We start from the raw sequence: 26,571 nt of genomic DNA, 5'->3' as shown, positions 1-26,571 counted from the left end.
TTGTGAACTTTAAACACTTTACTACCCTGTATTTTTTAATACGGGATAAGGAAACATTTTTTAAAAACTTGGGGTGTTTTAATGAGGTGGTTTTTAAATTCCTATAGTAACGATATCGAAAAAGAAATAATGAGCCATTTTGATGCACGTATCCCGCTGGCTAAACAACCGCGATATATTGTGCATACGAAATGTCGGGATGGAAAGTTATTGAAGCAAATCTATCAAATGCTTTGCAACAATACAGAAAGAGGAAAACATCTCCAGGAATATCCATTAACACTTATCGCTGTTGATACCGATAACTCATCGCTCAGTGAAACTGAAAATAACCTCAAGGGACTACCACATATCACGTTACTCAGTGCTCTCACTGAGCCATTAACGATGGTTGAGGAGATGAAAAAAGCCGGGATCAACGATCTTGAGGCCGCACTGTATATCCAGACGCTTGTTAACCATGCTGACCAACCTGATGAAGAGCCATTATCCATACAAAACTGGCGGCAGGTTCTGAATAACAATCCTCATGGTTTACTTATTTTACAAGAGCATTCTCTTCCCTCAGCGGACGCAGAGGCTTTTTTATTGTCTGCGGCTAAAGCCGGGCTTTTTACGCCCAATGCAGCCATCCGTTTTCCGAAATCAGGCAGGCTCAGTAAAGTCACTTTAAACCATTTTGAAACGCGTGATTATCAAGTCCGGCTTGCTGAAATAACCGATCTGGATGCACTCGATAAACTTGAAAAACTCTGCTGGAAAGCGGGGATTCAAACGCCCAGAGAAGTGTTAGCTAAACGGCTCAACGCTTACCCGCAAGGGCAATTTGTCATGGAATATGCCGGAAAAGTTATCGGGGTGATTTATTCACAACGCATTAACAGTGAGGCGGCGCTGAAGAAACGCACGGCGGAAGATGTTCTGGAGCTCCACCGCGATAATGGCACCATTATCCAATTACTTGCCGTTAATATCGATCCCCAATATCAGGAACGGCAGTGGGGCAACCAATTGTTGGAATTCATGTTGCAACGCTGTGCCCTTCTTCCCAATCTCAAATCCGTGGTGGCCGTTACCCTTTGCAAGGGGTTTCACAAACAAACCGCGTTGCCGATAAAACACTATATCAATAGCCGCAACGAATATGGCCGATTGGTTGACCCTGTACTGGGTTTTCACGAACGCCACGGTGCGCGTATCATGGGCCTGATACCCGACTATCGCGCCAATGATCGGGATAACAAAGGCTATGGTGTGTTGGTGCACTACGATATTTATCACCGCGTCCCTCTCTCAATCGAAACTCAACTGCCATCCGATGGTACCGATGCGGGTGACGATATGTCATTGCATGCCTCAGCGCTGAATTCAGCGCCAATAGATGTGGCGGACTCAATGACAGAGTTGTTCACCCATCTGCTGGGGAAAGATAACGAAAACGCCTTTGCGCCAAACTCTCCGATTATGGAGATGGGGTTGGATTCAGCCGATGTGCTCAGTCTCAGCGACCAAATTTCAGCCAGATTCAATCTCCAACTGCCTTCGGCTTTTTTCTTCGAGTTCAATACGCCGGCGCGGATTATCGATTACATCAAAGCGCATGCCCCGAAAGAACATGACCGTAAAGCACCTTTGATGCAAAGCAGCCCGGTTGCTGAACATTCCCACGAAACGGCTACGGTAGCAACGACGGAACCGCGTAGTGCTGAAACCCGCCACGCAGACACCAGCCTGAATACTAAAGATATTGCCATTATCGGGATGTCCTGCCGCCTTCCCGGTAACATTGAAACCCCCGATGAACTTTGGCAATTACTGCAAGCCGAAAAAAGTGCGATCGGAGAATTACCGGAAAATCGCTGGCATTGGCCATCTTCAATCAATCCCAAAGCTCAACATAAGGGTATTGATCGTGGCGGATTTCTGCCGGATATCGCCCGCTTTGACGCCCCGTTTTTCCGGCTGTCACGTAAAGAAGCGGAATTAATCGATCCCCAGCAACGGCTATTACTGGAATTGACCTGGGCTGCATTGGAAGATTGTGGTTACACCGCAAATTCATCGACATGGCGTGAAACTGGGGTGTTTATCGGTGCCAGTGGTTCTGATTATCGTCTGATGTTGGAACAGCAAGATGTACAGGTTCAGGCACAGATGGCGACGGGAAATTCAATGGCGATCCTCGCTAACCGAATTTCCTATTTTTACGATTGGCAAGGCCCCAGCCTGGTTATCGATACCGCCTGCTCCAGTTCTCTGGTGGCTGTACATGAAGCCCTGCGCGCTTTGCATGCTGGCGAATGCAGTCAGGCGCTGGTAGGTGGCATCAATATTATCTGCCACCCCGGAAATACCCTCGCCTATTACAAATCAGGGATGCTTTCAACAGAAGGTCGTTGCCATGCGTTTGATGCAGGGGCGAACGGTTATGTTCGTTCGGAAGGCGCGGTTGTTCTGATGTTTAAGCCCTTGGCGCAGGCACTGGCGGATCATGACCAGATTCATGCGGTTATCAAAGGCTCCGCCGTCAATCATGGCGGGAAAGCCAGTGGCTTGACAGCACCGAACCCCGCTCGACAAACTCAGTTAATCCAAAAGGCCTGGCGCAATGCAGGAATCGACCCAGGCAATATCAGTTATATAGAAGCCCACGGCACCGGCACGGCTCTTGGCGATCCCATCGAAATACGGGGATTGACTGAAGCGTTCTCAACTTATGCCAAAAATAATTCTGCTGCCAAGTGTGGCGTAGGTTCGTTAAAAACGAATCTGGGGCATCTGGAAGCCGCCGCAGGTATTGCGGGCCTGCTGAAAGTCATACTCAGTTTCAAGCACCAGTCACTTGCCGCGTCGATCAACTTCAAGAAACTGAATCCTGAAATTAACCTCAAAAACACGCCGCTTTATGTTGTCGATAAATATCAACCGTGGGCATCACCAGAAGAAGCGCCCAGAATGGCCGGCGTCAGTAGTTTCGGCTCAGGGGGAACCAATGCCCATGTGGTTTTGGCAGAATTTATCTCTGCTGATCCTGCTGAGCTATCCACCGCCGCACCGGTACTGATTACGCTTTCAGCCAAGAATAGAGAGCGTCTGACAGCCTATGCCACAAGGTTAGTCAATTATCTTGAGACGCAAAGCCAAACCGGACAATCGCTGTCACTGGCTTCATTTGCCTATAGCCTGCAAAGACGGTATCCCATGGAGGAACGTATCGCGTTTGCCGTCAGTTCCATGACACAGTTACGTGAATCTCTTCATCGTCTTTCCATCGGACAACCTGTCGCGGGAAGTTATCAGGGAACCGTTAAATCGGTGCCTATCACGCCAGAACGCCCAGAAACAAAATCTGATTTGTCCTGTCCATCCGGGGAACACGAGTTAAACGCCATCGGTGAAGGTTGGGTGAAAGGCGACCCTATTGATCATTGGTCAGCACTTTATTCATCATTGCCGGCATTAATCAGCTTACCCACCTATCCTTTTGCGACAGAACAATATTGGTTCCATGCCAGCGCATCTGATGATAATTGTGTGACCTCACATCATTCTCTGGTTATCGAAAACGACTCCAATGTCTTCTCGACAACATTTAGATGTCGGCTGAGTGGCAATGAATTTTTCCTGACAGACCATCAGATCGAAGGCAGGAAGATTTTACCCGCCGCAGCCTATCTGGAAATTGCCAGAGAATGTATCAGCCGCGCATATGAACATCAAAAATCATCCTCATCAGAAACAGTACATCAGTCAGAAATAGCCCTTGAGGATATTGTCTGGTTGAGTCCGGTTATTGTTGATGATCAACCCGTCAGCCTGAAAATCGACGTACTACCACAAAATGAGAACACGGCTGATTTCCAAATCTACAGCCTCGGCAATGACGGTGAACAGTTCACTTATTGCAAAGGCAGAGGCCGGTTAACAGATACGCAGTCCCGGAAAAACATCAGCGATGAAAATGGGATAAATACCCTACTTTCCGGTGTGTCAGCGATGAAATCGGCAGAAGTGTATGAAAAACTGCTGTCAATGGGGCTTCAGTATGGTTCAGCCCATCAACCCATCGATACGTTGAAGCTGGACGAAAAACAACTGCTGGCTTATCTCGATTTGCCGGAAGTGATCAGAGACACCCAAGCCGATTTTGTTCTGCATCCGAGTATTGTTGATGGCGCGTTTCAGGCGGCAACACTGTTAATGGTCGGACAGGACGATTCCAATCCGCTGATGGTGCCATTTGCCATTGGATCTGTTCATATTTTCCGGCCAACGCCGGTTACGCCACAGATTACGGCCAGATACAGTACAGGCAGCAGTGCACTGGACTCGCTGCCCAAAATAGATATCGATATCAGTGATGAACAAGGCAATGTTTCTGTCAGATTTAGCCGGTTTTGCAGCCGGAAACTGGGAAATGCTCTGTCCGCCCCCCAACCTAAACAGAAAGCACCACAGCCCTTGGTGGTAGACACTCATGTTGACCCCGGTTTACCACTAAAAACCAAACAAAAAAGTTTTGAAGATCGGGTATTGAATTTCCTGAAGCGCCAGCTCGCTGAGGTATTGAAAGCACAACCTGAGTCTCTCGATGCGGATGCGCGATTTGAAAATTTCGGCATAGATTCCGTTATGTCCATCGATTTGATTCTGGCACTGGATGACTCATTTGATGAATTGCCCGCGACCCTGTTCTTCGAAGTACAGACCATCCGCCAGCTTGGTGAGTACCTTGTCGAACATCAATTGGAACGGTTGCAAGCCATCATCGGTTTAGAACAAGCGGAAGCTGTCACCGAACCGCTTACGGCTCCTCAAGCGGCCACCGTAGATGAACTGCCGCGTAAACTGAAAATGCCGTTGCTTTCCTCTCAGGCTCCCACCACCAGCCATGTCAGCCATGACCATAACGATAATGATGACGATGAAATCGCGATTATCGGCCTGAGTGGACGATATCCCAAAGCTCAAGATCTCAATCAGTTTTGGCAGAACTTACAAGCTGGCATGGATTGTGTTACAGAAATACCTCTCAGCCGCTGGGATCACAGCCGGTACTTCGACCCGGATCGCAATCAGGCAGGCAAGAGTAACTCAAAGTGGGGAGGGTTTATTGATGGTGTCACTGAATTCGACCCTTTGTTTTTCAATATCTCACCACGTGAAGCCGAGTTCATGGATCCGCAGGAACGTCTGTTCCTACAGTGTGTCTATGAGACGATTGAAGATGCCGGCTATACCCGCGAAAATCTCATCCACACCGCCGGCAAAGGGGCCACACGCGATGTCGGCGTATTTGTCGGTGTGATGTATGAGGAGTACCAGCTTTACGGTGCTCAGGCACAAATGCAGGGTAATAATATCGGCCTTGGCGGTTTTGCTTCGTCGATTGCCAATCGTGTCTCTTATGTCTGCAACTTCCACGGCCCCAGCATTGCTCTGGATACGATGTGTTCATCATCATTGACGGCCCTACATCTGGCTATGCAGCATCTGCGCAATGAACCCGATGCGCTGGCGATTGTGGGCGGTGTCAACGTCTCAATCCATCCCAATAAATATCTGGTTCTGGCGCAGGGGCGTTTTACCTCAAGCAAAGGCCGATGTGAAAGTTTCGGTGAGGGGGGTGATGGCTATGTCCCAGCAGAAGGCGTCGGGGCTATTTTGCTTAAACGCAAAAAAGCGGCCATTGCCGATGGCGATCATATTTATGGTCTGGTCAGCGCAACGTCAATTAACCACGGCGGCAGAACCAACGGCTACACCGTACCCAGCCCGCTGGTGCAAAGAGATGTGATTGCCCGCTGTCTGAAAGATGCACAGCTCAACCCACAAGCTATCAGCTATATCGAAGCACATGGTACTGGCACGGCACTGGGTGATCCCATCGAAATTGATGGATTGACCAAAGCCTTCAATCAACTGAGTGAAACGCCGCTGATACAGACCTGTGCGATAGGCTCTGTCAAATCGAATATCGGACATTGTGAAAGTGCCGCCGGCATCGCAGGAATCACCAAAATTCTGTTGCAGATGAAGCACCGGAAGCTCGTTCCAAGCCTGCATTCCACCCGCCTGAATAGCAATATTGTCTTCGGTAAGACACCGTTCAAGGTTCAGCAGACGCTGGAAGAGTGGCGACGGCCTGTGCTGTCGATCAACGGCGAACTGAAAGAGTATTCGCGCATTGCGGGTCTTTCCTCTTTTGGAGCGGGAGGAGCCAACGCCCATGCGATTATCAAAGAGTATGTTATGGCGGATGAATACCAGAATACGTCAATCAGCAATACGTTAACCAATAATACAGCCGCACCTGCCATCATTTTGCTTTCTGCCCACAGCGAAGCTCAGTTGATTCAGCAAGCAGAACGGCTCCTCGCTCATCTGGAAAACCAGCCATTGACAGATGCGCAGTTACCCGATCTGGCTTATACCTTGCAGGTCGGCCGGGAAGCGATGAGTGAACGCATTGCCACGACGGTCAGCACAATATCAGGCTTAGTTGAGCAATTAACTCAGTTAATTGCTGACTTCGATTCCCCGTCTAACGGCTGGCTACGAGGTTCAATTCATGCAGATCATGGCAGCCTGACCATGCTCGGCCCTGATTATGATATGAAAGAGGTGGCAATCACCTGGCTGGAACAAGAGAAATATCAGCCGGTACTCAGCCTTTGGGTCAATGGCCTAAATATCGACTGGCAGCGGATTTACCCACAGGATCGCAAACCACGCCGCCTCAGTTTACCGACTTATCCTTTTGCCAAAGAAAGCTATTGGGCTGACGTGCCTTCACCCGCGCTGATGCAAGAATCTCCCGCCAACTCAGGTCTGGAAGCTTATGTGCCGGTTTGGAAACCCGTGAAATCATTTCCATCATCGCTTGCCCCCCAATTTGACAAAGGGACTTTTGTGATTGACTGTAGTGGTGCCGCCTCCGCCATGAGCACTCTGCCCAACGTCAACTATTTTGCGGTATCCGCGATTTCCTCTATCCCTAACCTCCTGCGTGCTATTGAGCAGTCAGGAAAATTGGCGCATTTGGTCTGGTGCCTGCCCAAAGGGGCTTTATCGGATTCATTGGATAATTTCATCCATGATCAAGAAAACGGCCTGCTGTTTGGTTTGAGGTTATTCAAGGGACTGGCTGAACTGGGTTATAACATCAAGCCACTTCAGTTGACGGTAATCACTTGGCAGACACAAGCGATCAATAACGAAATTCTGTGTCCTGCCCATGCGAGTGTGCATGGCTTGCTGGGTTCAGTGGCAAAAGAGTACGGCCACTGGGCGATTCGGATGGTGGATTTATCCCTCGAAGATGGCAGACAACCCCTCGAACAGAGTTTCGGGCTGCCTGACGATCCGGCGGGTAATGCTTTCGCTCACCGTCAGGGACAGTGGTATTACCAACGGCTCACGCCTGTTCCGTTACCTGCGCAATCCCCGGTGAGCAGCGCCTATAAACACAACGGCGTTTACGTTGTGGTGGGCGGTGCCGGTGGCTTAGGGGAAACATGGAGTGAGTGGATTATCCGCAACTATCAGGCACAAGTTGTCTGGTTTGGCCGCAGAGCCAGCGATGCCGACATTCAGGCAAAAATCCGTCGATTGGCGTCACTGGGGCCGGCACCACTTTATCTACAGGCTGATGTTTCTGATCGTGAATCGCTCGATAACGCGGTCAAACAGGTACATGCGGCCTACGGTAAGGTGAACGGTATTGTCCATAGCTCTCTGGTGTTGAATGACCGCAGCTTAAGCAATATGGATGAAGCCAGTTTCAGGGTCAGTATCGCGGCAAAAATCGATACCAGCGTCAGGATCATACAGGCCTTTGATCATGATCCTTTGGATTTCGCCCTGTTCTTCTCTTCCCTTGCCAGTTTCAGTAAACCCGCTGGTCAGTGTAATTACGCGGCCGGGTGTTTGTTCACCGATGCTTTTGCCCACTACCTCTCTCAAGTGAAAAATTACCCCGGTAAAGTGATCAACTGGGGCTACTGGGGCAGTGTCGGCGTTGCTGTGGACGAAAAACTACGGACGCGTATGCGGGCTTCCGGATTGGAATCGATTGAACCCGCCGAGGGAATGGCCGCCCTTAATCACTTACTGGCAGCCCCGTTTAATCAAATGGTGTTGGTCAAGGTGAATGATACCAATGCGATAGCGCGATTATGCGGTATGGACAGCGGCTCTCAAACAACGGCAGTCAACGCTTTCCCGTCACAGGATGAGACGCCGGTCATTCCTGATACAACCCTATCTCAACATCAAGTGAATCTCATGAGAGAGCAGATATCTCCCGCATTTTCGGGCGCAAGCCTACAGCAAGAAACGGATAAAGCACGATTATCTGACCGCGTACGTAGTGCCGTTCGCGAATGTATTGCCGCGGTACTGAGAATCGATCTGAGCAAGATCCGTGATAATCAGGCATTCGCTGAATACGGTGTAGACTCCATTATCGCGGTGAATTTGATCAATCAAATCAATAAACAATGCGGTTTGTCCCTGAATACGACGGTTATTTTCGACCACAGCACCGCAGAAAAGTTGGTTTCGCATATTATCACCCAGCATGCCGATAAGCTGTCTGCGTCGTTCCACCAGCCAGTTAGCCAACAACCTGAAAAAATATCGCCCGCTCCCCAGCAATCTCTTCCTCAAGCCAAACAGGAACCCCATTCGGCACCGCTGGCTGATCACGATGCAGTGGGAAGCTATGCAATTGGAAACTATGAAGCAGGAAGCCCTGAAATCGGAACCTATCACCGTGTAGAAATCCGTGGCCCCGGAACCCTCGATGATGTGCATTTGGTTAAGGCCGGTTTAGCGCCGTTAGCCAGTGATCAGGTCAGGGTGGCGGTTAAAGCCTATTCACTGAACTTCGGTGACTTACTCTGCATTAGTGGCCTGTACCCCACGATGCCACCTTATCCTTTCACGCCGGGATTTGAATCAGCCGGGATTGTGGTGGAAGTCGGGCAGGATGTTGAGGACGTTACGATGGGTGATGAAGTGATTGTCATTGCCGGCGATCAGCTCGGTGGTCATGCCACTGTTGCCACCTGCCATCCAAAACAATTACTGACGAAACCAGAGGGAATATCGTTTCAGGAAGCCTGTAGCTTACCCATTGTCGGTATTACCATGCTGGCCGCCTTTGACAAATTACAGCCTCAAGCCGGTGAGACCATTGTGATTCAGACAGCCACCAGCGGAGTGGGCTTGATCGCGGTCGCGCTGGCAAAACACTGGTCTCTGGAGATTATTGCCACTGCGGGATCAGAGGATAAACTCCACTATCTACGTGAACTTGGCGTTCAGCATTGCATTAATTACGAGTCGCAGGACTTTGAAAAAGAAGTCATGGCGATCACCCACGGCGCAGGTGTGGATATTGTCATCAATACCTTGCCGGGTGAGGCTATCAATAAAGGCTTACGTAGTCTGGCTGCGAGCGGGCGTTATGTTGAACTGGCGATGACCGCGCTTAAAGCCATGAACGCCGTCGATCTCTCCGTTCTCAAAGATAACCAGAGTTTCCACAGTATCGACCTGCGGCGTCTTGGCAAAGCCAGACCAGAAAAAATCAGGGCATACTGGCAACAACTGATTGGATTGCTGGAGGCAGGTGTGATCCGGCCAACCCTCAGCCAAATCTTGCCGATTGAGCATTTTAAAGCCGCTTATGCTCGTTTACAGGATCGACGCAATATCGGCAAAGTCGTCGTTGAGATCAGCAAGCCCTATCAATATCAGGGTAAATCGACTCCCACTGTGCAGGATCCGCTCTCAGAGAAGATAGCCATTATCGGCATGAGTGGCCGTTTCCCTCAATCTGACAATCTAACCCAACTTTGGCAGCATCTGGCGAATGGGGATGATCTCATCACGGCTACAGATCGCTGGCCGTTACCTGCCCAAGATGAAAACGGACGCCCACTGTGTCGGGAAGGTGGATTCCTCACCGATATCGACAAATTTGATGCCCGTTTCTTCAATGTGTCAGATAGTGAAGCCACTTATATGGACCCACAACAGCGCCTGTTTTTGGAAGAAGCCTGGAATGCGCTGGAAGACGCCGGCTATGCGGGTGTCCAGAATGGCAAGAATCATTGTGGCGTTTATGTGGGATGTACCGCCGGTGATTACTCGCGCTTGTTCCAGAGCGAACCACCTGCGCAGTCCTTCTGGGGCAATGCCTCATCGGTGATCGCCGCCCGTATCTCCTATTACCTTGATCTGAAAGGGCCAGCCATCACCGTAGACACGGCTTGCTCAAGTTCACTGGTTGCTATGCATCTGGCCTGTCAGGCATTGCGCAATAAGGAATCGGATCTTGCTCTGGCGGGTGGTGTCTATGTGCAGTCCACAGCCGAATTTTACCGAGCCTCAAACCGCGCCGGTATGCTTTCCCCCACCAGCCGTTGTCATACGTTTGATGAAACCGCCGATGGTTTTGTTCCCAGTGAAGGAGTCGGTGTTGTTGTACTGAAACGGTTGAACGATGCCTTAAAAGATGGCGATCATATTTATGGCGTTATTCGCGGGATGGCCATCAATCAGGATGGTGCCACCAATGGCATTACCGCGCCAAGTGCCGCCTCACAGATGGAGCTGGAACGGCAGGTTTATGACCGCTTCAATATTGATCCTGCGGATATTCAATATGTTGAAGCACATGGCACCGGCACTCGGCTGGGTGATCCGATTGAATTGGAAGCCCTCACAAAAGCCTTCAGGCAGGATACAGACAAAACCGGATATTGTGCCATCGGCTCGATTAAGAGCAATTTGGGACATACCATTACCACGGCCGGTGTGGCTGGCGTACTCAAGGTCTTATTGTCGATGCAGCATCGACAAATCCCGCCATCCATTCACTATCAGCGTGGCAATCCAGATATTGATTTCCACAATAGCCCCTTCTATGTCAATGACACGCTGAAACACTGGAATACGGCGGAAGGCAAAAAACGTCTCGCGACGGTCAGTTCATTTGGTTTCAGCGGCACCAATGCACATATGGCGATAGAAGATTTTGCCGGAACACCCAGCATCATTGCCAATCCAAAATCCGATCATTTGATCGTGTTATCCGCACGTAATCAACGTCAGTTAACTCAGGTAGCCAGACGCTTGCTCAATCACCTGCGCCAGCGACCTGAAACGGATATCAGCCATGTTGCGTTTACGCTGCTGCTTGGCCGCCGTCATCATGAATATCGCCTGGCAACCGTTGTGCGAGATCTCAATCAATTAACCGAGCATCTGGTGCAATGGTGTACCGATCCGCAGACACCGGCCTTTTGGCTTGGGGATAATTCGCAGGGGCACCATGCTCAACCGGAGATCAGACAGAAAGGGCTGCAAGCACTTGCACTGTGTCAGGCGTCTTCTCTGCCTGAACAATACCGTGCGCATCTGGCGACGATTGCCGAGCTTTATGTTCAGGGCTACGACCTGCCTTATGAAAAACTGTTCAAAGGCAGTAAGCCTGCTCGCATTTCCCTGCCGACGTATCCCTTTGAACGGCGCAGATACTGGGTCGAGACTACGGTTCACCCTATTAGTCAGGCCGCTCATATCCCGCAAGCGCCGGTCATTCAGCCGCCGTTGTCTGCAACCGGAAGTCAGGATACGGCTCATGTTGAACCGACTTATCACCGTCACGGTGGTGGGAATAATGATCCGCATAGTCATCATGGTGATGCCCAAGTGAATAACAAACCCGCTATTTTGAATGCCGTAAAAACCATCATTAAAGATGTCTCTGGTATCCACGAGAATGAGATCAACGAGCACGTCAATATTTTCCAAATCGGTCTCGACTCCATGATGTTGATGAAAATCAAACAAATCGTAGAGAGTGAGTTTGGCGTCGATGTTCAGATGAGTGAGTTTTACTCAAAAACCGATAGCGTAGATAAGCTCGCCACCTATATCAGTCATCATGCCGTTCAACCATCAATATCTGATAACGCCTTACCGGATCATACATTGCCCCGCTTTCCTGACGAAGCGCCTGCAACGATCACTCATACACAAGCGTATCGGGGCGACAACGCGACAGGGAAAAAAGAGATGACGACCATGAGCAATAATGCTGAGAAGCCACACGCTTCCCATACACTCACATCACAACAGCAGCAGTTTATTCAGGACTTTATCTTGCGCTTCAATGCGCGGACACGTTCATCCAAAGAGTTTATTGAGCAGAACCGTTCATTTCTCTCTGACTGGATCAATGTGCTGGGATTCCGTCATGACCTGAAAGAGCTGGTCTACCCTGTCGTTGCCCAACGTGCCGAGGGTTCGAAGTTCTGGGATGCCGACGGCAACGCTTATGTCGATATCGCTATGGGGTATGGCGTCAGTTACTTCGGCCATAATCCGGCGATGGTGAAACAGGCTTTGGAGCAGCAGATCCAGATCGGATTCCCTCTGGGGCCGCAATGTGCCACCGCAGGCAAAGTTGCTGAACTCATCTGCCAGTTGACAGGGGCTGAACGCGTTGCTTTTTCCAATACCGGCACAGAAGCTATCATGACAGCCTTACGGCTGGCTCGCTGCGTATCACGCCGATCTAAAGTGGTCATTTTTGAGAACTCCTATCACGGCTTCTATGATGGCGTTCTTGCCACGGCAGCCGGTCAGCGAGTGCTCCCCGTCGCGCCGGGTATCTTGCAAAATCAAGTCAATGACACCGTGGTGCTGAAATATAACGATCCGCACAGTCTGGACGTGATACGTTCCATGAGGCACGAACTGGCCGCTGTAGTGGTCGAACCGGTACAGACTCGTGCCTTGATCCTACCGACAACGGCCTATCTGAATGAATTACGTGCCATTACCCAAGAATCAGGTATTGCGCTGATTTTTGATGAAGTAGTTACCGGATTCCGGGTTTGTCCGGGCGGCGCTCAGCAATATTTCAATATAAAAGCCGATATGGCGATATATGGGAAACTGGTGGGAGGCGGCCTGCCGATTGGTGTCGTCACGGGTATTCCTCGTTATCTGGATGGTATTGATGGCGGTGAATGGCGATTTGGTGATCATTCTGCCCCGCAAAAAGAGATGACTTTCTTTGCCGGTACGTTCTGTAAGCATCCGCTGACGATGGTAACAGCCTACACGGTGCTCAATCACTTAAAACAGCAAGGGCCGGGATTACAGCAAACCGTCAACGCGCGCATGAACTATCTCGCGGCTACCTTGAATGACTTTTTTGTCCAAGAGAATGTGCCCTTCCATATCCGTCACTTTGGCCCGACTTTCAGATTCGTTCCTGAAGGAAAGGATCGTTCGACGTTGCAACACCCCATCGCGGCTGAACTTTTTTATCACCTGTTGATGGAGAAAGGTATTTATACGTGGGAACGGCGGATATGCAACCTCTCCACCGCTCATAGTGATGCAGATATCAATGCCGTAATTCAGGCCGCCAAAAGTGCCATTGTTGAGTTGCGTTCAGGAGGGTTCCTGTAATGACATCAACAGAGTTGAAAATGGCATTGAGAAATCTGGTGGCGGATATTTCCGGCATTGAGAAAAATGATATTGCCGACGATATTCCTCTCTTTCAGTTGGGGCTTGATCCTATGACGCTTCAGCAGGTGCAAGAGGCTATTGAAAGGCAATTTAATCTCAATTTAGGCCATGATTATCTTGCTCAGGTTCGTCCAACTCTGGAAGAAGTTGCCCACATAGTGGGCAGCCTCATCAATACAGAACAGGCGAAACCATCACAACCAGAGCCAGTGGCAAACCCTATCGTCAAATCCCATGCTGCCAATGACAGCCTGCCACTTTCATCGGTGCAAAGAAGGCTTTATACCTTGTGCCAGCGGGATGGCGGCGATCTGGTTTACCACATTACCCAAACTTACCTGATTGAAGGCGCACTGGATATCGACAGGCTGGAGCGCGGTTTTCAGCAGCTTATTGCCCGACATGACAGCCTGCGCACCGGGTTCACCGTAGACGGAGAACAGATTTCTCAAACGGTGAAAGCCCGCGTTGACGCGCATATTGTACGCCGGAAATTACCGGAAAATGGCGATATTCAAGCGCTATTCCACACCTTGATTCAGCCTTTTGACCTCGCCGAACCGCCATTAATCAAGCTCTATTTGGTTGAACTGGGACATAATCGGCACGTCATGGTCTGGGATATCCACCATATCGTACTGGACGGCTTATCCGGCAATATTATCTTTCAGGAATTAATGCAACTTTATCGGGGAGAATCACTGGCACCAGTACGAGCGCAATATCGTGATTACCTCTCCTATGAACAGGAATACCTACAATCCAAACTGTTTACCGCCGATGAAACCTTCTGGCAGCAGCAATTTCTCGCGCCTCCCCCATCGCTTGATCTGCCCGTAGACAAACCGCGCGGCAAGATGCAGGTTCTGCCCGGTTCACATATCTATTTCGATTTGAGCCCATCTGAAACTACCGCATTACATGAACTGGCGCGGACAAACGGAACATCGCTGTTCATGGTGCTGCTGGCCGCCTACTACACCCTGCTGCACAGACTGACCCATCAGGAAGATATGGTGATTGGCATACCCAGCAGCGGCAGGACAAAGGAGAATATTTCGGATGTCGTGGGCATGTGCGTCAATACTCTTGCCATCAGAATGGCACCGCAGCGTTCACAAACATTCAGTGATTTTCTGGCAGAACTGAAAAAACACCTGTTTCTCTGTTTTGATCACCAGAATTACCCTTTTGAACGGCTGGTTGAGCAAAACAACGTTGCACGGAATCTCTATCGTTCCCCTATTTTTGACACGATATTTGCCTTCGAAAACGCGACAGACAGGGAGTTTCACCTTGCCGATTTGAAATTCACTGAGCTGTATCTCAAAACTAATGTCACCATGTGCGATCTCACATTGGAAACAATCGCCTTTGAGCGCGAAATAAAATGTGTGCTCCACTACTGCACGGCGTTATTCAATCAAGAAACCGCCGAGCGCTACGCTGAGTATTATCGAAATATCCTGAAAGCGGTCGTCGCCAATCCAGCGGTTCCTCTCGCTGAGATCGATTATCTACCAGCTGCAGAACAGAAAACCCTGCTGCAAAATTGGGGACGTGGCCCTGCTCTGCCGGCAAGCCAGCAATGTTTTCATGAACTTTTTGAAGAACAGGCTGCGCGAGCACCGGATAACATTGCGCTGGTCTTGGGTGAAAATCAACTCACCTATGGGCAGTTAAATGCCAAAGCCAATCGCGTCGCCCACTATCTGCGGCAACGAGGCATCAAACCCGATACGCTGGTAGGGCTATGTCTCGAACGCTCCTTTGACATGATCATTGGCCTGCTGGGGATCATTAAAGCTGGCGGGGCGTATGTGCCTATCGACCCTGCTTATCCACGGGAACGCATCACTACGCTACTGGCAGAATCCGGTATGACCCTGCTGCTCAGTCAACAGCACTTGTATAGCAAGTTACCCGTCACCCACCAAGAGATTATTTTTCTGGATTCAGACAGTAATTCGCTGGGTCAGCAAGGCTTATTGTCCGGTCAACCCACTGATAATATCGCTAAACAGGCAATCTCGCTGCATGCGAACCATCTGGCTTACGTAATTTACACCTCTGGCTCCACTGGCAAGCCGAAAGGCGTCATGATCGAACACAAAGGCTGGGTCAATCTGGCAAAATCGCAGGCCATGCTGTTCTCCGTCACACCCTATAGCCGTGGATTGCAATTTGCCTCCTTGAGTTTCGATGCCACCGCCTTCGAACTGTCCATGATATTGGCACAGGGTGCGACTTTATATTTGATTACGGAATCACAACAGCGCTCACCGGAACAACTGGACAATCTCGTTGAAAAACATCAGTTGACCCATGTCACCCTGCCGCCTGTGCTGCTGCCTCACTTAACGATCGAAAAATGGCGTTCTGTCACCACCCTGCTGGTCGCGGGCGAGTCCATTTCACCCAACACTGCGATGGCGTGGGCGCAGGGACGGCAACTGATTAATGCTTATGGCCCGACAGAAACCACCGTCTGCGCAACGGCGGGACAATTGTCACATGGGAAAATCACCATTGGTAAACCGCTGGGCAATACCCTGATCCGCATTCTTGATAACGAAGGCCGATTGGTACCGATTGGCGTAGTGGGCGAACTTTGCGTGGGAGGCACCCAGCTTGCACGTGGCTATCTTAACGACAGTGTAATCACCGCAAGGCAGTTTGTTGATCATGCTTTAGCGGCAGATGCTTTAGTGACAGAGGCTGTGAATGATGTCGCGGCACGACGCCTGTATCGTACAGGTGACTTGGTGCGCTGGCTGCCGGACGGCAATATCGAGTTTATCGGGCGGATTGATTCGCAAGTCAAAGTTCGTGGACATCGTATCGAATTGGGCGAAATTGAAGCGCAGCTTACCCGTCATCCCGATATCAAAGATGCCATCGTCATCGCACACCCAGAGACCTCCGGCGACAAACGGCTGATTGCGTATTTCGTTGCCAGAGAGGGCAGTCATCCCTCCCTTGATGTACTGCGCGCTCATTTGGAAGCCGCATTACCTCACTACATGCTGCCAAGTGCGTTAGTGATGATGGAACGTTTCCCGCTGACCCCGAATGGCAAAGTGGATTACCACGCACTACCGGAAGCGGATAGCCAGTCGCGGGTATATCAACCCTATGAGCCACCACAGGGGGAGATGGAGACATTTCTGGCGGAACTATGGCAAGAACTTCTGGAGGTCAAACAGGTCGGCCGGAACGATAACTTCTTTCAGCTCGGCGGGCATTCCATTCTGGCCACACAAGTCATCGTACGTATCCGAGCCACATTATCCATTGATGTTCTTACCAGTGTTTTCTTCAATTCCCGGACATTAGCCGAGTTGGCGGCTCACGTTACGGAAATTCGCAAGGAACAACTGGTCAACAAACTCGGTGACAACAGCAACCGGGTTGCTGAATTACTCAATGTATTGGCCTCAATGCCTGAAGGTAAAGTCCAAGATCTTTTACAGCAGTTGAAAACGGAAGGAAAATCATGACGAACAAATCTGTATCAGGGGAAACCTTATTTGACGCGCATTCACTGGGAAATCTATCAAAGGAAAAAGCAGAACTTCTTCGGCTGCTGCTGGAAAAAGAATCCGCAAACCGTGAACAGATAACGTCATATCCGCGTGAAAAAAACGGGGATTCAGAAGCGATTCGCCTGCCCACCTCTTGGGCACAGCAACGTTTGTGGTTTATTGATGAATTAGAAGGCGGAACAACGACTTATAACATCGGTATGGCGTTGCGATTACAGGGAGAACTGGATAAGGAAGCGCTGCAAATGGCGCTGGATACACTGATTCAACGCCATGAATCACTCAGAACGACTTTTGTGAATATCGCCGGTGAACCGCAGCAAGTTATCGCAGCGGAAGGACGTTTCCACTTGCAATTCATTGACTTGAGCGCTTATCCCCCATCGGAGCAGGCAGCACAGGTACGGCAGCATCGATTGAACGAAGAAGTGGAACAGAAGTTTGATCTGCAACATGACGCGCTGATCCGTGGCAAACTGCTGGTGTTAAATGCAACAGAGCATATGCTGCTCATTACCATGCATCACATTATTTCCGATGGCTGGTCAAGTTCCCTCTTCTTCCGCGAGTTCGGCGAGTTATACCGTGCCTATCACGAACACCGTGACAATCCACTGCAACCCCTTGCTATTCAGTATGCTGATTATGCCCAGTGGCAACGCAACTGGATGCAGGGAGCAAAACTGGAAAAACAACTGGATTATTGGCGTTCCCGCCTTGCGGATGCCACTCCTCAATTAGAATTACCCACAGACCGTCCTCGTCCGGCCGTTAGAAGTTATAGCGGCGAGAATGTCAGCGTTATTCTGGATCAAGCCCTGAGCAGCAAACTCAAACAGTTTGCGCAACAACGCGGTATGTCCCTGTTCATGGTGCTTTATGCGGGATGGGCAACGCTGCTGGCCCGACTCAGCGGACAATCAGATATTGTCGTGGGAATGCCGGTCGCCAACCGCCAGCGCCCAGAGCTGGAAGCGCTGATTGGCTTCTTCGTCAATACCCTGGTACTACGTGTGGCAGTCCCCGCAGACCTGCGCGTCGATGCCCTGCTTGAGCAGGTCAAGGATGTGGCCTTGGGAGCCTATGACCATCAGGATATTCCCTTTGATCAGGTGGTCGAAACATTGCATCCACAGCGCAGCCTGAGCCGTAACCCGATTTTCCAGACTATGTTCGTTTTGCAGAACGCGCCGGAAATTGAGATCTGCTTACCAAATCTGACCGCAACGCTGCAAGATAGGGTCGATGAACCTGCGGTTTTCGATCTCTGGCTTTCGCTGGAAGAAAAAGATAACCAGATCATCGGCAGCCTGAATTACGCCACCGACCTGTTTGACCGACAGACCATTCAGCGCTGGGTGACCTATTTTGCCACTCTGCTCAATGAAATAGTCGATGGAACCCAGACGCGGATTGGCGATCTCCGCTTCCTGCCTGAAAGTGAGCGTCATCAGGTGGTTGAGCAGTTCAATGCGACACAGCGCCCTTATCCCAAAGATAAACTCATCCATGAGCTGTTTGAAGAACAAGCCAAGCGCACACCCGATGCCATTGCGGCGACAACACATGAACACCATCACCTCACCTACGCTGAACTCAATAATCAGGCTAATCAGCTCGCCCATTATCTGATTCAACAGGGTGCGCAGCCCGGGGAATTCATCCCGCTGCTGATGCCCCGTAGCCTCTCCATGCTGATTGCCCAACTGGCTGTTCTCAAGTGCGGGGCGGTTTATGTGCCACTCGAACCTACGCTTCCCACCGAGCGTCGTTCTCTACTGCTCAAAGACTGTCAGGCTCGCCGAATCATTGTGATGGATAATGCCGCCACCGAAGGGATAGATCACAACGAACAGCAATGCATCAACATAGAAGCTGCCGCCAGTGCTATCGCACTTTGCGACGGTGACAATCCCGACTTATCAATAGCGTCACCCCCACCAGCTTATGTTATGTATACCTCAGGCTCCACCGGCATTCCCAAAGGGGTTATTATTCCCCACCATGCCGTCAGCCGTCTGGTCATCAATAATGGATTTACCCAAATAACGCCCGCTGACGGCATCGCCCATTGCAGTAACCCGGCTTTCGATGCCTCAACCTTCGAGATCTGGGGTGCCTTGTTGAATGGTGCGCGCATAGTGATTGTGCCGCATGCCATCGTGCTTGATCCTGAACACTTTGCCAAACTGCTGAAAGCGCACCACGTCAGTATTCTTTGGTTAACAGTCGGACTCTTTACCCAATACCTGAGCGCGTTGGAAGATGTGTTTGGCGACCTGCGCTATCTTTTGGTGGGTGGTGATATTGTCGATCCGGTTTCTGTCCGACGCTTACTGGCAGGCCGTGCGCCACAACACATTATCAACGGTTACGGGCCAACAGAAGGTACAACCTTTTCAGCCACCTACCTGATTGAAACGGTTGATGAGCAGACCACCAGCATTCCTATCGGCCAGCCTATTTCGAATACCCGCATTTATATTTTGGATGAACAACACCGCCCTGTCCCGATTGGGGTAACGGGTGAAATTTACATTGGTGGCGCAGGCGTCGCATCAGGTTATTTGAATCGCCCTGAGTTAACGGCCGAACGTTTCATTGACGATCCTTTCTGTGCTGATCCACAGTCTCGCCTGTATAAGAGCGGAGATTTGGGGCGCTGGCGGGTAGACGGCAACATCGATTTTATGGGGCGTAATGACCAGCAGGTGAAAATCCGTGGATACCGGATCGAAACAGGAGAGATCGAAGCCGCTCTTATCGCCCATGATGCTCTGAGTAATGCTGTCGTTATCGCTAATAGTGATGACCAAGGAGATAAAAAATTAATTGCCTACGTCTGCCCGACGTCAGACTGGCTGGCAGAAAAAGCCGACGCCTTCAACGCGGAGAGTCTTGAAAACTGGACGGCCATATTTGAGGATCAATACACGCAAGACGCCGTTCAGGAGACTGACGAAAACAAGATAAATAACGATTTTCGTGGCTGGAATAACAGTTACACCGAACAACCGATCGCCATTGATCAAATGGAAGAGTGGCGTACCGGTACGGTTCAGCGAATTGAAGCACTGCATCCTCGCCGATTGTTAGAAATTGGTTGCGGTACGGGGCTATTGCTATACCGTTACGCTGTCACTTGCGATACGGTTCTGGCGACGGATATCTCAACGGCCGTCTTGGCTATGCACCAACAGGAACTGAATCGACGCGGCTGGCACCATGTGGAACTGAGACAGGGTGATGCCCTCAATCTGGGTATACTGGCAGAATCCGCCTTTGACTGCGTGGTCATTAACTCAGTTGTCCAATATTTTCCCAACGCCCAATATCTGGAAAAAGTGCTCAAACAGCTACTTCCCAGCATCGAAGCCGGAGGCAAAATCCTGCTCGGCGACATTCGGAACTTAGACCTGCTGTCTGCACATATCACCGCGATAGAACAAGGCCGACTGAACGGACAAACTATACTGGCCGGTACTCTGGCAAACCGTATTCAGCGACGCTTGCAGCAAGAACAGGAACTCCTGATCAGCCCAACCTATTTTGCTCACCTGCCAGAACGCTATCCTGATATCAGCCGTGTCGATCTGCTGGTAAAACGCGGCGTGGGCGACAATGAAATGCTGCGATATCGCTACGATGTGATCCTGCATAAAAAAGGCCATGCCACAGAAAACAGGCAAGTTGATGATTTCAACTGGTTTGACTTCGACACACTGGATAGCCTGCGCAATCAGTTACAAACAGGAATCGCGGAAAAATTCGGTATTTCAGGGATACCTAATGCACGGATCAGTGATGATCTCGCCCTGACCGAAAAGCTTCGGCACTGGCCTGCCGGTCAACACATCAGCCCACACAGCACCTCCGGCAGCCTGTCTCATGAGGCGACAGAACAGGTTCAGGCATTCGAATCACTGCTTCAATACGCCGAACAGTGTGGTTATCACTGTGGCGTCACTTGGTCGCAGCATAAACCCGATCAACTGGATGTGATTTTCAGCCGCAGCGAACTGCCACCTGTGCAGGCGCGTACCGCCTATACCCAAACACATCGGATCAACTATCCGCAGATGGCAGCCATTAGCGGTGAACTCTCTGTGGCGCTTGAGTCTTCCCTGAAAGAACAGCTTCCCAGTTACATGGTGCCCAGTGTCTATATCCCACTGGAACGGCTGCCACTCACGCCCAACAACAAGGTGGATAAAAAAATCCTGCCGGCACCCAATGAAAGCGATCTGCGCCGACAGACTTACATTGCACCCCGCAATGCCATAGAGCAACAACTCAGTCAGTTATGGCAGCAATTGCTGAAACTCAGTCAAGTCGGCATACACGACAATTTCTTCGCACTCGGCGGCCATTCACTGCTGGCAACGCGACTGATCAGCGCAGTACGTAATGATTTACAGGTAGAAATCCCGCTGAGAAGTGTGTTTGAGCATCCCACTGTTGAAGCATTCTCCCAGGTCATCACGACTCAACTGGTCAAGATAAAAAGAGAGCACTACCAAGCAGAGCATCAGAATTTACAAGGATTATTGGAAGGAGATATATGAAACACGCAGCCCAAATAGTGAATGACGCTCTGGAACAAGGAATTATCCTTTTTGTTTCAGATAGCCGATTAAAATACAAAACCGACCGTGACAGCATCCCGCCTGAACTGTTAAATGAATGGAAAACTCATAAGCAAGCCCTGATCGATTTTCTAAATCAGCTTGATGCAGACAGCACCATGAATGTCCCACCGCTACACGCCATTGACCGAAACGGACATTCAGAACCTGCCCCGCTGTCATTTGCCCAGCAACGCTTATGGTTTATTGATCAATTCACTGAAGGCAGTCCTCAGTACAACTGCACAGGTGACTTCAGGCTGCGTGAAACACTCAACTTCAATGCATTCAGCGCTGCCGTGCATAGCCTGCTTGAACGCCATGAGGTGCTGCGTACTCATTTCAAGGTGATAGACAAAGAGCCTAGACAAATCACGTCTACCTCCTACGAACTGCCCATTGCAGAACATGATCTGTCTGGTCTCAATACAAGGGAACAAAAATGGCTGACCCAACAACTCTACAAAGAAGAATCCAATAAAGTTTTTGATCTCAGCGCTGATCTTATGCTGCGTATTCGGCTAATAAAATTGGCCGACAACGATCACATCATTCTTTATACCTTGCACCATATCGCCTGTGACGGTTGGTCAATGGCCATATTTTTCAACGAACTGGTTACCCTGTATCGGGCTTATTGCACAGGCAACGCCAACCCATTGCCTCCGTTGCCAATCCAGTATGCTGACTATGCTCAATGGCAACGCAATTGGTTACAGGGTAACGTTCTGCAACAACAGCTCAGTTACTGGCAGGAGCAACTGTCAGGCATTGCTCCCTTACACCCATTGCCACTGGATAATCCGCGCTCTGCGAAACAGACCTTTGAAGGGCGGCTCCACACGCAGACGATTGAGAAGACACTGACACAAGCGATAAATTCGTTATGCAAAAAACATGAAGTGACTTTATTCATGTTTATGGAAACCGCATTTAGTGTGCTGCTAAGTCGTTACAGCAATGAGAAAGATATTGTTGTCGGTACGGCTATTGCAGGCCGTACCCATCGTAACGTTGAAGCCCTGATCGGCTTTTTCGTTAATTCGCTAATCATCAGAACCGATTTATCAGGGCAGCCAACATTCAGCGAATTATTGAAAAGAAACAGTCGCACGATCCTTGATGCCTACGCCCATCAAGATCTACCATTCGAAATGCTGGTAGAAAAAATCCGCCCTGAGCGCAATTTAAATTACAACCCGATCTTCCAAATTGCCTTTATCGTCCAAAATAACCAACGGGATACAAGTATTGAAGAAGATAGCAGTATCGCCTTCGATGAGCGTCCTATCCTGAATGCCCGGTTAGATTTGGAAGTCCACATTTATGAAGAAAATGGCGAATTATCACTCCATTGGGTTTACAACACTGACTTGTTTGAAAGTGCCACCATTGATCGGTTAATAGCTAACTACAGCTCATTGCTATCGAGCATTGTCACGGCCATGCAGCGCAGTGCTGAGGCAGAACCTTCCATTGATGAAATTCTTTTTTTAGATAAAGCCGAACAACGGATCCTGCTGGATGAGTGGAATGCCCCACACGACCATTCCCAGCGTGGACGTTGTTTCCATGAAATGTTTGAGATGCAGGTCAAGCAGAACCCAAATAACACCGCGATTGTATTTGGTGACAGTGCAATGAGCTATCAGGAGCTGAATGCGCGATCCAATCAATTGGCCCACTATCTGATCGAACAGGGCGTCAAACCCGAAACGCTGGTCGGTCTCTGTATGCCGCGTTCTCTGCAAGCCGTTGTAGCCTTATTGGGTATCCTGAAAGCCGGTGGCGCTTATATGCCACTCGATCCCAATTATCCCAAGGCGCGCCTCCAATACATGCTTGAGCACAGCGGTACAGAGTTGATCCTGACTGAGCATCACCTGCGAGATGAATTACCTCTCTCGCAGCAACAAGTCATCCTGATGGATGACGACCAAATTCAGTCACATCTGCACGGTTTATCGAGCGAAAATATCCGGGTTCGTCCTGAACTATTGACGGAAAATAGTCTGGCTTATGTCATCTTTACTTCCGGTTCCACCGGTAAACCCAAAGGGGTGATGCTAGAGCATAAGGGCTGGGTCAGTTTTGCTGTCTCGCTAGCCGCCTTATTCGGCGTCGATGTCAATAGCAGAGCATTACAGTTCGCGACATGGAGTTTTGATGCCGCCATATTGGAGCTGTCAATGATCTTGACGCAAGGCGCATCGCTCCATCTGATTTCAGAAGCGCAATACCATACGCCGGCATTGCTTGATCACGTCATCGAAAAACACCAAATTACCCACGCTGTCCTCCCGCCCGTTCTGCTGCCTCACTTAGCACCCGAAAAATGGCGTTCAGTATCAACCCTGATCGTTGTCGGTGAAGCCGTCACACCAAAGATAGCCGCACAATGGATGCAGGGAAGAAAACTTTTCAATGGCTACGGCCCCACAGAAACCACGGTTTGTGTCACCATTGGGCAATTAACGGGTGAGAAAATCACCATTGGCAAACCGTTATACAATACCGTGATACGTATCCTTGATGCGAAAGGCAACCTCGCCCCGATTGGCGCCGCGGGAGAATTGTGTGTAGGAGGTATCCAGCTTGCACGGGGTTATCTCAATGCCCCTGAAATCACCGCCAGACAATTTATTCAAGATCCTTTCAGCGATAACCCGACCGATCGCCTATACCGAACCGGTGATTTAGTCCGCTGGTCTTCAAACGGCAATTTAGAATTCATTGGTCGTATTGATTCCCAAGTTAAAATTCGCGGATACCGGATTGAACTGGGTGAAATTGAGTCGGTTCTTACTGCTCATGATGCCTTAAGCAACGCCGTGATTATCGCTAATAGTCATGACGACGAGGATAAAAAGCTAATCGCCTACGTCTGCCCGACTTCAGACTGGCTGGCAGAAAACGCCGCCGTATTCAATGCTGGAAGCCTTGAACGTCTGACGGCGGCATCAGAAGATCAGGACACGCAGAATGCACACCAGGCGCATTGTGCCGACTATCCACAAATGGCGGCTATTAGTGGGGAACTGTCAGAAACACTTGAATCTTACCTGAAAGAACACCTTCCCGACTACATGGTGCCCAGTGTCTATATCCCACTGGAACAGCTACCTCTCACGCCCAACAACAAAGTGGATAAAAAAGCCCTGCCGGCGCCCAATGAGAGTGATCTGCGCCGACAGGTTTACGTCGCTCCCCGTTATCCCACCGAACAACAACTTTGCCAGATATGGCAGGAGTTGCTGAAACTGAGTCAAGTGGGTATTCATGACAACTTTTTCGCCCTTGGCGGGCATTCCTTACTGGCGGTTCAGATTACCACCGCCATAAAAGAGACGCTGACCGACGACTTTACGGTTCGCCAGCTCTTTGAAAACCCGACAATTGCCCAAATTGCGGCGATAGTCGGTGAATCAGAAAACCGTGGAGCGGCTATCGATATCCCCGTTCAGAAATCAGATAACACGCCAACCCTCATTTCCCATTGTCAGCAACTTTTCTGGTCTCTTATCCAAGAAAAGGAGCGGGAAAGTGGTTTTCACATGCCTGTTTTCCTGCTGCTGCGCGGAAAACTCAATCGCATAGCGCTGCAGAAAAGCCTGAACACCCTGTTTAATCGGCACGAAAGCTTAAGGCTCAAGTTCCACGAAGAAAACGGTCAGGTTTTCATGCAGCCAATCCATGATATGACCCTCGATTTACCCATCATCGAGACATTTCTAACTGATACAGAACGGGAAAAACTGCCGGTTGCTCTGAAAAAAATCTGGGTAGAAAAACTCAGGATACCTTTTGACTTGTATAACGGCCCTCTGATAAGAGCATCTCTGGTACCTGTTGATGACACAGGCTCCGTTCTTATACTCGATATGCATCATATTATTTCCGATGGCTGGTCGGTGAATACCATTATCAATGAACTTCGAAATCTGTATGCGGCTTATTCACAGGACCAAGAACCTAATCTTCCTCTACCCGGCCTGCAATATTCAGATTACGCTGACCTTCTCAGAAAATACCATGTGACAGAAGCCTATCAGGAACAACTCCGCTTTTGGCAGCAACAGTTATCTGATTTTACGCCGGAATACGATTTCCCGACTGACGTCAATAGAGATATGGCGGCAAACGGTCTTCTCAAGATGCACGATATCAATATTTCCACCTCATCGATGGAAGCCGCTTTACAATATTGCAAAACCCATCAGATCACGCCTTATATGTTATTTATGGCGCTGTGGCACACCTGCCTTTTTATGTATTCAGGTGTACCACAGATCATCGTCACCTCCCCTAACGCAGATCGTACTCACCGAAACAGCCATAATACCGTAGGCCTGTTTTTGAATTTCCTGATGGTCAAATCCACGATCAATCAGGAGATGACACTGAGTGACATTGTTAAACAGGTCAGTCGGACTGTTCATACCGCTCAGGCTAATTCTGATGTCCATGCTGCCGCCATTGTTGAAGCAGTAGGAGAACGGGCGAGAAACGCCATCTTCCATCTCGCATTTAATTATCTGGATTTCCCTAATGATGAAGAATGCTCGCTTACCGAACTAACAATGGAACCCATCACTATCGATTACTCGGATATGGCTTCAACGCAGCCTCTGGGAATGCTCATCACAAAACACCAGCAAGGTATCAATTACCAGATAGGTTATAACTCCGCCCTGTATACCACGGAAACCATCGATTATCTGGCAGGATTCTATGCCACTTTGCTGAATGCCATTGTTTCCGGCAGAGAAAATGAAAGCATCAGCCGATTTAACAATTCATTTCAATCTATCGTTACAGCATCTAACGATATAGGAGAATAA

General features: G+C 49.7%; 4 protein-coding genes. All 4 read left to right on the top strand.

Features of this window, described 5'->3' with window-relative positions:
* The first annotated feature begins 81 nt into the window (after window positions 1-81).
* Genes PSI22_RS10625 through PSI22_RS10610 form a run of 4 tightly spaced genes read left to right on the top strand, consistent with a single transcriptional unit; the run spans window position 82 to window position 26,571 of the window.
* Window positions 82-13,497, top strand: coding sequence for an aminotransferase class III-fold pyridoxal phosphate-dependent enzyme (locus PSI22_RS10625; RefSeq protein WP_273579723.1), 13,416 nt, complete (start codon window positions 82-84; stop codon window positions 13,495-13,497).
* Window positions 13,497-17,060, top strand: a complete 3,564-nt coding sequence (locus PSI22_RS10620) for a non-ribosomal peptide synthetase (RefSeq protein ID WP_273579722.1) — start codon at window positions 13,497-13,499, stop codon at window positions 17,058-17,060. The genes PSI22_RS10625 and PSI22_RS10620 overlap by 1 nt, the downstream gene beginning before the upstream one ends.
* Complete coding sequence (locus tag PSI22_RS10615; protein ID WP_273579721.1) at window positions 17,057-21,670, top strand: non-ribosomal peptide synthetase; 4,614 nt, start codon at window positions 17,057-17,059, stop codon at window positions 21,668-21,670. Before PSI22_RS10620 ends, PSI22_RS10615 begins: the two co-directional genes overlap by 4 nt.
* Window positions 21,667-26,571: a non-ribosomal peptide synthetase gene (locus PSI22_RS10610; protein WP_273579720.1), complete on the top strand. Its 4,905-nt coding sequence runs from the start codon at window positions 21,667-21,669 to the stop codon at window positions 26,569-26,571. The genes PSI22_RS10615 and PSI22_RS10610 overlap by 4 nt, the downstream gene beginning before the upstream one ends.

It is taken from the genome of Xenorhabdus aichiensis, assembly GCF_028598775.1.
Taxonomy (GTDB): domain Bacteria; phylum Pseudomonadota; class Gammaproteobacteria; order Enterobacterales; family Enterobacteriaceae; genus Xenorhabdus; species Xenorhabdus bovienii.
Note: the sequence above shows the minus strand (reverse complement) of the source record. Positions and strands in the feature narration are given on the sequence as shown.